The organism is uncultured Fibrobacter sp. (assembly GCF_946062555.1).
GTDB lineage: Bacteria > Fibrobacterota > Fibrobacteria > Fibrobacterales > Fibrobacteraceae > Fibrobacter.
This window is the reverse complement of sequence record NZ_CAMGVQ010000077.1, coordinates 1-14,948: the sequence shown is the minus strand read 5'-3', so window position 1 is coordinate 14,948 and position 14,948 is coordinate 1. Positions and strand designations below refer to the sequence as shown.

Genomic DNA, 14,948 nt, shown 5'->3' with positions numbered 1-14,948 from the left:
CACCGGAGTGGACACCGGCAAGTTCCACGTGTTCCATCACGGACGGGATGTAAACATGTTCGCCGTCAGAGAGCGCGTCGGCTTCGCCTATGGAGACCGTTCCGCTTACGCTCCACTCTCGCCTTCGACGACTCGTTATGACGAGTCGCCTACGGCTCACAGGAGAGCGTTGTGGAGGAAACGGTCGATGAGCCGTGAGCAAAGACGCACTCAAGCGCAAGCTGAGTGCGTTTGCGAGAGTGAGGCTTGTAAAGCCGAACGGTCTTGTGAATGGCGATCCGGAGTCACGCCCACGGCCTTCGCCACGTATTCGCGGAGCATGTTCTCGTCGTAGATGACTTCCATGCCGCGGCCGCCAAGCACGAAGCTCGGGCGAATCATCACCGGGTAGCCACCGATCTGCTTGACGCAAGCGAGGGCTTCGTCGATGTTCGTGGCCATGCCGCTTTCCGGCATCGGGATGCCGAGCTGGTCCATCATCTTGCGGAACAGGTCGCGGTCTTCGGCGATGTCGATGGAGTCGATGCTGGTACCGAGAATCTTCACGCGGCACAAGACCGCACACTCATAATTCAACAAGGCACTCCGACATTCATGTGCTCTCGCCAACACGACTCGTTAAGACGAGTCGCTTTTGGCTCACGGTCGCTCAAGGCGCGGGCGATGTTCAGCGGGGTCTGGCCACCGAACTGCACGATCACGCCAGCCGGCTTTTGACGCCTACAGCGTCCGCCGCTTCGCCTCGGTCATAAAAATGAACGAGTTCATTTTTGCGACACTCGGCTTGCAGGCTTTTCCTTGTGGTAAATCTGGAGAACGTCTTCGAGGGTAACCGGTTCGAAGTACAGCTTGTCGCTGGTATCGTAGTCGGTAGAAACCGTTTCAGGGTTGCAGTTGACCATGATGGTTTCGTAACCCATTTCGCGGAGGGCCATTGCAGCGTGGCAGCAGCAGTAGTCGAATTCGATGCCCTGGCCGATTCTGTTGGGGCCACCGCCGAGGATCATGATCTTCTTCGGGTTGGTGGAAGCGGTAGATTCGTCCTTGCAGTTGTAGGTGCTGTAGTAGTAGTACTGGTCCTTCACGCCGCTCACCGGCACGGCACACCAGCCTTCGACCACGCCGAGTTCGGTACGCTTCTTGCGCACGTCCTTTTCGCGTAGCCCAAGAATCTTTGCAATGTACCCATGACGACCGTTCGGCTTTCGCCTCACTCTCGCCTCCGACGGCCCGTTTTGACGAGTCGCCTACGGCTCACAGCGCTGAAGCCGTCCTTCTTGGCCTTGACGAGGAGTTCGTCAGCCGGCAGGCGGCTCGGGGTCTTGAGCATTTCGAGGAGTTCTTCCTTGCTCTTCTTGTTGAAGTCCTTCGCAAAGCCGAGGCCGGAGCGACCATTTTCGAGACCGCGGATAGCCTTCTGGAGGGTTTCCTTGTACGTCTTGCCGATAGCCATGACTTCGCCCACGGCCTTCATCTGGGTGCCGAGGCAGTCATCGACGCCGCGGAACTTTTCGAATGCCCAGCGTGCGAACTTGAGCACAACGTAGTCACCGCTGGGGATGTACTTTTCGAGACTTCCATCGCGCCAGTACGGAATCTGGTCGAGGGTAAGGCCTGCAGCGAGCTTTGCAGAAATGAGGGCGATGGGGAAACCGGTTGCCTTGGAAGCAAGAGCGGAAGAGCGAGAGGTACGGGGGTTGATTTCGATAATCACCACGCGGCCGGTCTTCGGGTCGTGAGCGAACTGCACGTTGGTACCGCCAATCACGCCGATGGATTCCACAATCTTGAAGGCCTTTTCCTTCAGTTCTTCTTCCAGCTTCTTGTCGATGGTGAGGAACGGGGCTGCGCAGAAGGAGTCGCCGGTATGCACGCCCACCGGGTCGATGTTTTCGATGAAGCAGATGGCGATCATCTGGTTCTTGGAATCGCGCACGACTTCGACTTCCAGCTCTTCCCAACCGAGAATGGATTCTTCGATGAGGCACTGGTGCGTCATGGAGAGTTCGAGGCCGTTACCGCAAATGGTGCGGAGTTCTTCCACGTTGTAGCAGAAACCGCCGCCTGCACCGCCCATGGTGTATGCCGGGCGAACCACCACCGGGTAGCCGATTTCAGCCACGATTTTTTCGGCTTCTTCCACAGAGTGGCAAATGCCGGAGCGCGGGGTGTCGATGCCGAGCTTCTGCATGGTTTCCTTGAAGATTTCACGGTCTTCGCCGCGTTCGATAGCATCGAGGTTTACACCGATGACCTTCACGCCGTACTTGTCCAGCACGCCGGCCTTGCTGAGTGCAGAGGCGAGGTTCAGGCCGGTCTGACCGCCCAAGTTCGGGAGGAGGGCCTGCGGGCGTTCCAGAACATAAAGTATGGATGAGCTAAATATGAAAGGTTTCTTATTCCCAATGCAGAAAAAATGAGAATTTGTAGTGTGACAACTCCTAAACACCTATATTTCTATATCAATAATAAAAATGTCCATCCGAGACTAACTTCATTTTTTATTTTTTTTACTTATGAAATATGGCATTGTTCTTACATTTCTATTATCAATAGTTTCTCTTTGTTCGGCATTGTTCCTATTGGCAAATCGGCAGGATGGGCCATTCTTTATAGACTCTTACCAGACTATATCAAATAGTCCACACATACAATCAATCAACAACCAGATTGCGATACAAAACGAGGCCATTAAAAGACAAAGCCTAAAATACTCCGATTCCATAGCAAGGTTGCTTGACACACTTTCCATTAAACGCGGGGAACAAGAGGAGACTTTAATCGAATTGATGAACCTTGAAAGCAACATATTTCGCCACAAGAAAATCGATTCGCTTTCAAGGGAATCCGAGAAACAATTAACATTGGCGAGGCAGGCTTTCAATAGTCAGATTGAAAGCTTCTGCGTGGCATCGGGCATTTCGGTTTTGTTTGCTTCTAACAACAACACAGTCATTTTCGGGAGTGGGACAAAAGCCGATAAGACGCAAGAATTTAACCATTTCATCGAATCCAATTAGACATGTTCCGTAAACAAAACATTTTCATCATTCCCACATTGCTTTCCTTGGCAAGCATTATCGCCGTTATCTATTATCACACAACATCTGTTCGTTATGGCTTCGTGAATACGGAAAAAATGCTTTCCTCCTTTGTTGAATCACAAAAAGTCTTTGACGACCTGCGGGCCGAGGAGGAAAAATGGTTGGCGGAAAAAAGGATTATCGAGGATTCGCTTGTTTCCTTTGAACGAGATCTTGAAAATAAATACGAAAGCCTTTCCATCGAAGAAAAGATAAAGGCAAAAAAGGAACATTTGAATCGGATTGAAGAATTGGGAAAATTCAATATTGCCCGCGAAAAGGCAATTCAAACCCTTCAAATCGAAAAAATGACTTCGGTTTATCAAAAAATCAATTCATCGATTCAAGAATTTGCAAAAAAGGAAAAATTGGATATTGTTTTCGCTTCCAGCAACGGAAGCATCGTTTATGGCGATGGTTCAAAAGTGGATGTTACTGGAGAATTTGTTCTTTTTTTGAATTCTCGTTATAAATAGTGCCTAAAATTACGCAACATAAGTGGATTGTTTGGGGAATTGCTTCTCTTTCGGCAATTGGCTGTTCTAAAGAAATGTCTGCTGACGAATTTATTTCCTTTTACGAAAACAAATGCAAATCAACCGTTCAAATAAATGAATCGACCATCACGGCTTTGCCCCTTTCATCTGATTATGAAAAAGCGAAATGGGACACCTTCATTGGTCTGGGTACAAATCTAGTTGTTTCTGTAACGCCTTCAAATTCCATACAAATAGAAAAAGCGTTTCTACTTTATGATGGTAAAAAGGAGAATGTTTCTATTTTAAGGAGGATAAGCACTTATGAAGTTGGAAACACGGATGTCTATTCACTTGCTTTCTCTGAGTCCATAAGAAACAAAAACACGTACATCCAACTATCCATAAAAAATCGAAATCCCGTAGAGATACCCTTAAAAAATTGTAACGATAATCGATGGATTCAGAAAAAGTGACACAGAAAATCTTTGGAATATTGTTCTTTTTGACTGTTTACACGTACTCCTTGCAAGGGGGACCGACACAGCCCGACTACACTCAATTTGAGCCATCAGGAATGAAGGACATGGTCAATCTCTTGACTGGGGATTTCGCATACCAAATTCCGCTCAGCAATATTCCTGGTCCATACGGAAACTACCCGCTGTCCCTTTCCTACCATGCAGGAATATCCCCTCAACAGGAAGCGTCCTGGGTTGGGCTTGGATGGAGCCTAAATCCAGGCGTCATCAATCGCGATGTCAGGGGTGTTCCAGATGACCAATTTCATGGGGGTACCCTCGGCTTTATTTATCAGTACTCCGCAATGCAGACATGGGGTGTTGAGCTCGGATTCAGTAACGGGGTGTTTAGTGTCGGCCAAACATTTTCTAGCAACGGGAACGTTGGCTATTCAGCTTCTATCGGGCCAAGAATAGCAGGTGTAGCAGGTGTTGGTTTCACCGTTGGAACTGAAGCTGTTGGCCTGAATGCGTCTGTCGGTCTGAATTCTTACGCATCGTTGAATTCAAGCCTCCTTTTTTCAACTGCGAACGGGAAAGCGGCGGCATCTATAGGGGCAAATCTACATGCGGGCGGAGCGTCCATGGGAGCTCAAATTAGCACCGGCTCGGGAGTTTCTGGAAACGTCGGATTCGGAAACAGCCAAACAAGTTTTGGGCTGAATGTTTCCAGCAATGGGGTTTCTACATCCATATCGGAAGGGCAACACCGTCTGTCTATAGGAACCGGCGGTGTGGGCATTGCGGTAGATGGAGCGGCCCTATCCATTGCAAATTCGACAAGTAAAGGTTCTAACAAAGCCTCGTCAACAGGATTTGCTGTCATAATTCCCACGTACATAGGCGTTTTCTCGTTCGGTTTCAACCAGACAACTTATGAATACTGGATGAGAGCAGCAACATCGGAATATGTATATGGATATATGTATCAAGCGGGGCCGTCTATTGATGTAAGCGATACAAACAACTTGGGCGGACTTCCCGATGCAGAAATTGCGTCCAGGACGGCACAGGGAACATCCATTCCTTGGAAATGGACTCTAAAAGGCCGCTCCCTTGAAAGTATCGGCAAAGACGATATGTGTCCCGCATTTGACATCTATTCTGTTTCAACAGAAGGGGTTTCGGGAACATTTAGGCCTTTCGCTAGGGAAAAGCATCAACTGTATAAAGGAATCAGCAACGAGAAAACGGATGGATACGAGTCCGTAGAGTCCTACTCCACAATTATCAACGACTGTGAAGATGGCTGGCCTTGCGAAAATGATTTCCTGAAAAATGGCGAAGGCAATTTACTCTCTACAGGAAATGGCAAAAACGAGGATTACGCATATTGCATCCGCAACAACCATAAATGTTCCGTGTATGGCATGTACCAGACAAACTACCGCAATAATGGCAATAGGCTTGTATTCAACTCAAAAGACGAATTAAGCGAGGAACGTAGCGGAATGCGATTCATGTTCATTGGCGAAGGGGGCGGTTATTACGAGAGCGATGATGTCGGCGAAAACGCAACCCGTCCAAGAAACAAAGCCTCTGATAGGCTGATAAAGAGAACTCTGGCCGATTACGAATACGCCCTTTATGGATCGAAAAGGATTACGCCCATTTTTGAGGATAATAGCCCAGTTGGGAAATTAGCAGGGTTTGTCATTACAAACGCCGATGGAACCAGATACTATTTCAAACAACCCGTCCATTCTTATTTAAAAGTTGATTACTCCATCAACCGTGACAAGGGCGTTCCCTTATTTGCTGATAAATCCAGCAGCAAGTACGAAAATTTTTGGGAAAATTTATGGTCTGGGATAAAGGCTATCAACGACTGGTCAATAGAGCACGCGTTGAATCCTCTTGCCGGTGTCAAAGACGTATATAATTTCGTATTTCGTTCCGGTACGCTTGAGGAATCCTGCCATGCGGATAAGGAATCCAGCACCAAGGACTATTTTTATTCCTATTCCGTCAATATGAACCCGTATGCGACGCAATGGTTGCTTACGGAAATCCAAGGAGCGGACTATATTAAGCTTGGCGAAAAGGAGATAGGATACAATGTCAAATTCAAATATACGGAACCCACGCTCTATTGGTGGAGAACCCCCTACGCAAGACCTGGTTTAGATGCTGTGCGCCTGCCTAACTTCAGGTCTAGGAGAAATGCTTTTACACCAGAGGGATGCGATTCTCGAATGTACCAGGCGTCATTCGGTGTAAAGGAATATGTATATCTAAAGTCTATCGAAACAGCGTCACACCGTGTGGATTTTGGACTGAATACATCCGAGCGCGCTGACGGGAAGGGATGGGAGGCGGGAAATTCGACCGTGCCTATCATGGTACAGGCTTCTTTGGGCTGGGAAATCGATAGTGTCGGCGAAAAAGGTTCAAAATCATTCTGCGTACCCTCCGTCGAAAATAGTGTCAGCCAATGTCATCATATTATAACGCAGAATTTTTCCGTAACACCCAAATACATTTATTTCAACAGTCCCATACCGAACCAAATTATAAGCAACTTATATGCGGGAAAGACTATCGCCATTCATGGAATTCAGTACAAGACGCCTTCCAGTTATAGTGATATAGTCACGTATAAGAAATCAAATATTGATATAGTGTTGGATATGCCGTCCATGCCAAAGGAATTTGAAATAGAACCAAACTCCTATGCCAGGACTCAAGGGGCCGAAAGCATATATGGTCTATACAAATTAAGAATTAAATCTTCCAGGATATCCGGAAACCTATTCTATATCAGCGAAAACGACACGGCAATTTTACAAGAAAAAGAAAATATCGTTATCGGGGACAATGGCGATATCGTCCAGAATCCATACATCGATTGGTCTGAAATTATTTTCAGTCATGATTCAGATAACATATTCGAAAACCAAACGAGATACCTGTCAAAAATATCATATTACAAAAAAGATAATCCAGATGCATATAAGGAATACCTTTTCGACTATGATTACTCCTTACAGCCCAAAACATTGAACTCCTACTGCAAGGGAAAGTACCCGCATGGCGATTCTATTCAGCAGGTTATGGAATCCCCTGATTCAGTCGGTATGGATATTTGTGAAAATTCCAATAGGCCCTCCCTCTATGGGAAATTGACACTGCGTTCCGTTACAGAAAAAGGATGTCAAAATAAAAAATGTGCATTCTTACCACCATTTAAATTTTCGTACAACTCCCCCGCTGCAAGCCCTACACGGATTAGCACAAAGGATGGCTGGGTGGATTATTTCCAGGGAGGAATCCCCAAGGATGATTCTACAACTAAAAATTTATACCCGTTGGATTATTTCGAGGGGTTCAACGATTTAGATGCGACTATTCTCGCTTCGACAAATACGACAGACGAATACGGCTTTTGGTCTAATTCCGCCAATGTGGAGAACCACAAAGTTTCTCAGGAATTTGCGGATTTTGGAGCCTCTGCATGGAGTCTCAACAAGATAACCGATCCAGCGGGAGGAGTCCTCACAATTGAGTACGAACGTGACAAATACGGCGAAAGTATCGACTATTCACAGGATAAGCGTACCGTTGAATTTTTTGACTTTGATAAATGTTCTAATTACAACATAACTGGAGACAATGAAAATAATTTATGCATAAAGATAAAGCCCCTCTATTGGAGAGAGCAATGTCTTGGGCCACGAGACGCTTATTGGGACAAAGAAAGGCCTAAAGGTTTTGGAGGTAGCGGTTTTGAATACCTGGATACAATGCAGGTTACTATCGGCTCGAATCTATTCTTCAACTTAATGACACAGGTGGGAACCAAGGTCAAATGCGGAATGTTTGGATGGGGAAAATGCAGCAGGACGCGCAGCGTTGCTCTAGTTGGAGACGGTATTCTTCTTAATATGTTCGAGAATTCCTCCGATACGAGCAGAATTTTGGTTTTAAACAGATTGTTTGATAACGTGGAAACTGGAATAAAAAAAGCTGCATTTAAAATCAACAAATCCCAGAATTGGTCGATAAAAAGCAATGATGCCCGCAACGGTTATCTATGGACAGGTGTAAATCATGAGAGTACAAAAGCGGGCGACCTGAAAGTAATAAAATTGACAAGACATGATATTGGCTTGACCGCCCAGACTACTTACGAATACGCGAACGGGGAACTAGCCCAGTTGCCCGATTCAAGCTATACGACTGTCCTAGGAAGTCGATTCTACACGACCAAGGTTTCACACGCTCTGCCGGATGTCCATTTACACCCCATGTCAAGAATCGTTGGCTTTGACGATGACGATTTGCTGTTCATTCCCGGACCAAGAATCACCTACCCTAAGGTTTCCGTAAAAAATTCCTCCAAAAATAAAACCATGCAGAATGGAACGACAGAATTCCATTATATCACACCGGAAACGGGGATTCCTGAGGATTACATTGACGACGAGACGAAAAGCCTTTTAAATCCATTCTTGAAATTAAACATCCTAGGATCATCGGAAAATCCGAAAGCCGACCATGACGATGGGCGTATTGTGCGGATAACCGTTTTAGACGAAGCCAAAAATAAAATCGCAGATACAGACGCGAAGACGGTCATCCTTTTTCCTGAAAAAAGACAGTCGTTATTCTTTTATTCAAAACAAATGTCAACGACTGTGAATGTAAAAATAGAGACGATGAATAAAGATGGTTCGTTTAACGACTCGCAAACTCTGATACCACTTGATTCACTGACGCAATTCAACGAGGCGGCTATCGCCATAACGACGAGTGACAATGTTAACGAAAATTCCAGAGCCGATTTGTTATGGAAAAGAAGCCAAAGACTGGGATTCTATCCCATACTTTATAAGCGGGCCGAGTACGCCTCCGCTAGAATTGACTTAAAGGCAGCCTCAAATGGTGCGTACGACATCGATAATATTGACGTCCTTTTGGAAAACGGTGCGGCCTACCACGATTTCACGTCCTTCCTCGGACTTAATTACAGCATCACGTTCAAAAGGGGCGTTTCAGATTTGGCAAATGTCATTGTAAAAAAGGATAGTTCAATTTATTCTACCGCAGTTCCCAATATGAGTGAGATGCCGCTTCAAGGTATAGATTATAATACAAGATATAAAATTGGTCGACAAGTAGAGAAATGGTCGTCCGAGAAAAAAATGCATTGCGTCGATAAGGACGGCAAGAAAAATCTTGAGGGAAAAAAGTCCGTATGCAAGGATTCGTACATGGAACTTTACATGCGCAATCCAGCTGAGGCCGTTGTCCACAAGGAATTTCAGCATATCCGCTATCCAGCGTTTCAAATAGGTTCCAGCTCATGGACAGGTCACGATAACCAACCCTCTTCCCATGTTTCCTTCTGGCAGAAATCCTCTCTCGAAAACCATCTGTTTGACCCACTTACGGGACATCCAATGGCGACCCTTGCAAAGACGCCCACTTCCGACGGCAAGGAAATGCGCAAACTTACCTTGAAAAGGCCGCACTATGCGGTTCCTGTAGGTGATAGTTCCCTTGCAAACGAGATGTTCCGCCGTAACATGTTTACACAAAATTTTCTTACGGCTCTATATTCGGGTTCTGTTGACACTGCAGACAAATGGAATTCCATACGAACAAATGACAGCCTTCGAAGCTTTGAAATCTTTCCATTCAGATTCCTTCCTGATTCCATTTACTCTATACAACGAAAACCCATCGTGGCATGGGGAAATTTCAAAAGTCGCAAAGAACCAAAGGATATCTTGAACGGGGATGAGCTAGAAAAATCCGTGGGGGCATTCCAGAGTACGGATCCCGACGCAGGAGAGAATTTCCCGGACAAGGACAATTATGTGGGAAACCGCTTCCTTCTTGTAGATAACCATTACCGAGTCCGAGAATCTGCAGACGATTTTGACCGCATCACATCTACCCACTATTCTTACGATGGAATGCACGAAACGGGGATTTTCTTTCCTGCAAGGCTTTCAGAGGTAGGAAGCATCGTCCCATACGGCGATACCATCGCCATGGCGAATTGTTCCCTATCATCCCAAGGTTACGATATTACAGACAACATAATACTCAGACCCCAGGGCTACATGAAAATCGAATGTGCTGCGGAATCCGACAACAGGAGCCTTGTTGCGGAGTACGCCATCAAAAAGTCCGGTCGCCCATGGGAACGTATTCGGGAAAGGATCTCCGAAAAAACATTCTCGTTAACTCTATATGGAGGCTATCTACTTTCGTATCTGAGGGTCTATCCGGAAGATGCTGTCGCAAAGACATTCATTTACGATAGATATGGGAATTTGGTCAGAATTATTTCTGAAAACAACATTTCTACTTATTACGAATATGACCCCTTCGGGTATCTTGTCCAGAGCCGTGACGATGACGGAAACAGTTTCAAGATTCATCATCGCGAATACAGAAATGATGATAGAACATCGGTACAGCAAACTTCGGGAGGAAACTGATGTCCAGATTCCTTCTTATCATTCTTGCGCTTGTCGCACTCTCTTTTGGGCAACTTTCTGTACGTATTGCGGAAAATAATCCGACCCAGTTTATCATTGGCGAAAAGGTTTTCGTTGCCGTTTTTATCGACGGTGTTTCGGGTAATGGTTCTGAGGAACTAGAGCAAGGGACAGCCCCCTATGTATTGGAAAATGTTTTCGGAAATGCGAGTTTCTTGAAGCCAAATGGTCGTCCTGCATTCAATTCTAATCTGGATAACGCCCATTACCATTGGCAGAATAACCAAAATTTTTGGCTGGAACTATCGGGATACGCTCCATCAGTTGGTAATTACTCAGGGCGGCTTCGGGTGAGGAACACACTGACTGGAGAACAGGCCGAAATTTCATATTCCTTCAATGTAACTGAATTACCATCAAATTATTATGGCGTGGTGATTGCCATGCACGATTCTGCGGCCAGCTATGGTCGTCAAATGGAAATTTACACATCCTTGAAAAATACAACGACCACTTCAAGGACTTTACAGAGTCCATATATCGATTATTATGGAACACGTCAATCAGGACGGCAGCCTTTAATCAATATCTGGAAGAAACCGAGCAATGGCTGTGTGCAGGTCCTGGATTGCGGTCAGGGAAATTTTGTCATACGTCATCGGTTAAGCGGTGATGTCCATATCGGGGCAGGAGCAAGAACAGATGAATTTCAGATTGGCTATAACGAAATTGCCGATTCTTACAATCTCTACTATTATAGTCCATTGCAAGACAAGGATATTGGGACGTTCTTGAATGCAGATAAAGGGTATAATGCAACCACAGGACAAAACGCCTATGTGGACTACTCCGCTCCGCGATGGGCGACAAACTATACGGCGAGAGCCATGCAGAGAAACCTGTTTTACAATCCCAACGAGGCACTCTACGACCATTCTGGAAAGCTCTTATGGGGTAGTTCTCCTTCTTGGTTTTCTGAACAGGGCTGTAGTATTGTTCGACCGACGGAGGTAACCACTTATAACTGGCAAAAGTTCAGAACAAATTCTACATCGGGATTTTGTACGGATGGTATGGTCAATTCTGCTCCCACAATCCAATTCCCTACAGCGGGGCCAGATACGATATACGAAGGGGAAGATTACTTTTTACGACCAATTGTCACCGACGCTGACGGCGATAATTTTACGATGGAGCTTACCGGTAGCCTTCCTTCCTGGATTGAAGTGGGAACCCCTGCGGATTATTGGGACGATTACGAGAATGTTGTCAAGAACAACGTGAATACGGAAGCGAATCGGCGAGCATTTTATATCCGTTCCAAAAATGGAGAAATTCGAAAGGCAATCGTCAAGAATCTAGGCTCTTATACTTACACGGTTAAAGTGAAGGATTCCTTTGGGGCAAGTTCTACAGCAAATCGAACGGTTGTCGTTCTTGATGGTTCAAAACATCCACAACATACGGAATCAGACCTTGCAGTTTTAATTGGAGACGAAACTTGGTTCAAGAAATACCAACTGGATATTGCCAGCGGTATTGTGAATTATTCTAATGGTTCTAGGATATTGTCTGCTGGGTGGCATTACGATTACTATGGAACTCACGAGGAAAGGCAGACTTCTTTGCCTTTGCTTACGGCTCACTATTGGTACACCGACTCCAACGTGGATACGGAATACAAATCCTGCGGAGGCAAACGGTTCAGAATCCGCTACATCGGAAGGAACAACATGACATTGCTTCCGAACCGCACCTATCAAGACAGCAAGGTAGGATTCGTCTATGGCACAGGCTCAAGAATGACGAAATCCGATGATTGGTCTATCGGTAACTTCTATGCGGATAACGACACTCTGCGACGCAGACGATATGCCCCAAAGGCGCCGCTATTTAATGGAGACGGCTCACTCTTGTGGGGTGAAGTTCCGCCATGGGCAACTGATTGCGAAGACGATTATCCTTCTTCTAGTTCGAACATTACCATGAGTAGCTCATCTTCACAACAATCTAGTAGCAGTTCCATTTCCTCGTCTTCGTTCAATCCGTTTAAGGATTTGGCCATTCTGTTTGAAGACAATTCCAATTCCCAGAATACTGCAAATTTCAGTTTCCAGATACAGAATCGAGGAAATGTTCCCGCAGACATCAGTAATTACGAACTTCGTTTTTACTACAACGGAGGCGACACGCTGGACGCTTCGCGGATAGTTTTTGAAAATTATCAGAATTTCGTTGAAATTTCAAGCAAGACAACGGAACAATGCGACGAAAACTTGTATGTCCTAAAAGTGAAACTGGCAGAAAATATTTCCGTTGCCGCAAGTCAAGCCGTACCTAACCAACCGTTCAGCGTTTCAGCCCATTTGGATTCCTGGCAGAATTACGATTGGAAAGAATTTGCCAGTTGGAAAGAAAATTCTTCCTTGACGGAAAATGATAGGATGGCTCTATTTGATGCATCGGGAAGTCTTGTTTACGGAACGGAAATGTGGCCCTGTAACGGCTACACAAAAAAGCAATTGAAGTTATCTGTCAAAGAAACCGTTCATAACGAAGGAAAAAATCTTCCCAGTGGCCATGTAAATGACGCTGTAGGAAGCGTTTCTCTTGAAATCCGCAATGATGGCGATTCTAGCCTTGCAGGCCCAGTGTATGTAGATTTCTACGTGACCCATGCAGCAGGACAGGTTCCCTTGCTTGCGGTGGGAAGCGACACCCTATATGCCGCTGGAACAACAATGTCCATTGGCGATGGAGTTTCAGTTTTACGAATCTCTTCAGGAAACAAGCATAACTTCCGCTTTACTTTTACAAATGGTCTGCCCTCAAATAGCATAAAAAATTTGTCATTCAAATTACTGGATCAATGTCTGTTTGGTTGTTCCTCTGAATGTGAAAATTTCTTTGTCTGGAATTTTTCCGATGACTGGTCAGCAAAAGAGGGTTATGCAAATCTCTGGAACCAAGTTATAACAAATAATGTCACAATTACTGATTCCAAAAATAATCTGCTTTACGGAATTCCCGACCCCTCGGCACCGACATTCCCTGTGCAAGGGGCAACCATAGGCGACACCGTTTTCTCTTTGACGCACCCACGACCAGCGATTCCGAACCAAAAGCCCAACCGTACCGATGCGGTGCTTTATTCCGTGGGACAATTGCTTTCGGGAGGGGACTTTGAAACGGACTATCTGCATGGTTGGAATGTATCTGGAACAGCTTACAGTGTCATGGGAAATTCTCCGCAGGGTTCGAGACATCTGGAACTTTCAAACGGGACAAGCATCGTTCAGGACTTTCCATTACAGGCGGGAAATTTGCTTGCAGATAGCGGTGCTACGCTAACTATTTGGCACACGGGAAACTTGACTGTCCAAATTTTGAGAAACGAAACGGCTATAAGTTCGAATACGCTTTCAGGTGGAAGCACATGGAGGCAAGATACTCTATTTTTCAGCAAGTCCCTGTTTGAAAATCCTGCCGTTTACGCGGTTGCCGTTACTGCCAACGGAATGACACGGGTTGACGATGCGATTTTGATTCTCGCTTCTGCACAAAAGCCTTCCACTTACGCAGTCCGATTTACCAATACAGCCGGCGAGGAACTGGAAACCCGTGCCTACGACGGGGCAGAGGAACTGTTGGTAACGGATTCCGAACGGGATGCCATGGGTCGCACATGGAAAAAATTCCTGCCCTTCGCTCTCCCCTGCAAGGGGGCTCTCGACTGTAATTCTGAACGCAAGACGGAACACAACCCCGGTATGGCAAAATCCTTTTATACCGCAGCAAACCCTGACTATCCCGATGCTGATGGCATTCCCTATGTGGAAACGAAATGGAAACCCGACCCCATGGCCACCAAGGATGTGGAGGGCGCTCCAGGCAAAGCCTTCGGCGTTACGGGCGTAGATGGGCGGACGCACCTGGTAAAGTCCTACTCCTCGGGCGTCAACCTGTCAGGCGTCAACCTGCTGGACTCGGCCAGCCTGAACTCCGCCGTGGCAGCCGTGCGTCACGGACGGGCCTACGACGGCGACACGAACTACCGTGCTGCGAGGGATGCGACCCCCACCCACTTGTGGGAACTGATCACGGACCAGGACGGACGCAGGGCCTTCACGGTGAAGGACGGCGAGGGCCGCGTGATCGTGAGCGGCTCGCTGGACAGTACGGGCAAATTGCTCGCCCGCAGCGTGAACGAACTGGATGCCCGCGGAAACGTGGTCAAGTCGCACCCGCCAATGAGTTGCGGCTATACGCCAAGACCCGCGAATTGCGTTACCCCGAATGAATACGGCTACGATGCCCAGAGCCGAATGGTGTGGAGCCTCGAACCCGATGCCGGGGAGACAAGAACCTTCTATGACTTGATGGGTCGTGTCCGTGCGACACAAACTCAGAGGCAGA

General features: G+C 46.5%; 5 protein-coding genes and 1 pseudogene. 5 read left to right on the top strand and 1 reads right to left on the bottom strand.

From position 1 onward, the window contains the following. Window positions 1-273: 273 nt before the first annotated feature. Window positions 274-2,356: pseudogene (locus Q0P86_RS16980) on the bottom strand (ATP-grasp domain-containing protein); the annotation flags it as partial. A 160-nt stretch (window positions 2,357-2,516) separates the two neighbouring features. Here Q0P86_RS16980 and Q0P86_RS15200 point away from each other — a divergent pair. From Q0P86_RS15200 to Q0P86_RS15180, 5 genes are all read left to right on the top strand, one after another. Further along, window positions 2,517-3,020: a hypothetical protein gene (locus Q0P86_RS15200; RefSeq protein WP_295040627.1), complete on the top strand. Its 504-nt coding sequence runs from the start codon at window positions 2,517-2,519 to the stop codon at window positions 3,018-3,020. 47 nt (window positions 3,021-3,067) lie between these two features. Then, window positions 3,068-3,559: an OmpH family outer membrane protein gene (locus Q0P86_RS15195; protein ID WP_295040625.1), complete on the top strand. Its 492-nt coding sequence runs from the start codon at window positions 3,068-3,070 to the stop codon at window positions 3,557-3,559. Continuing rightward, window positions 3,559-4,035 carry a hypothetical protein gene (locus Q0P86_RS15190; protein ID WP_295040623.1) on the top strand — a complete coding sequence of 159 codons (477 nt, stop codon included), beginning with the start codon at window positions 3,559-3,561 and terminating at the stop codon, window positions 4,033-4,035. The genes Q0P86_RS15195 and Q0P86_RS15190 overlap by 1 nt, the downstream gene beginning before the upstream one ends. Then, the gene (locus Q0P86_RS15185; protein WP_295040621.1) at window positions 4,017-10,532 is read left to right on the top strand and encodes a hypothetical protein; all 6,516 of its coding nucleotides are present in this window, start codon (window positions 4,017-4,019) and stop codon (window positions 10,530-10,532) included. The genes Q0P86_RS15190 and Q0P86_RS15185 overlap by 19 nt, the downstream gene beginning before the upstream one ends. Continuing rightward, window positions 10,532-14,948 (top strand): hypothetical protein (locus tag Q0P86_RS15180; RefSeq protein WP_295040620.1); only part of this gene is annotated, 4,417 nt, incomplete at its 3' end. The genes Q0P86_RS15185 and Q0P86_RS15180, both read left to right, overlap by 1 nt.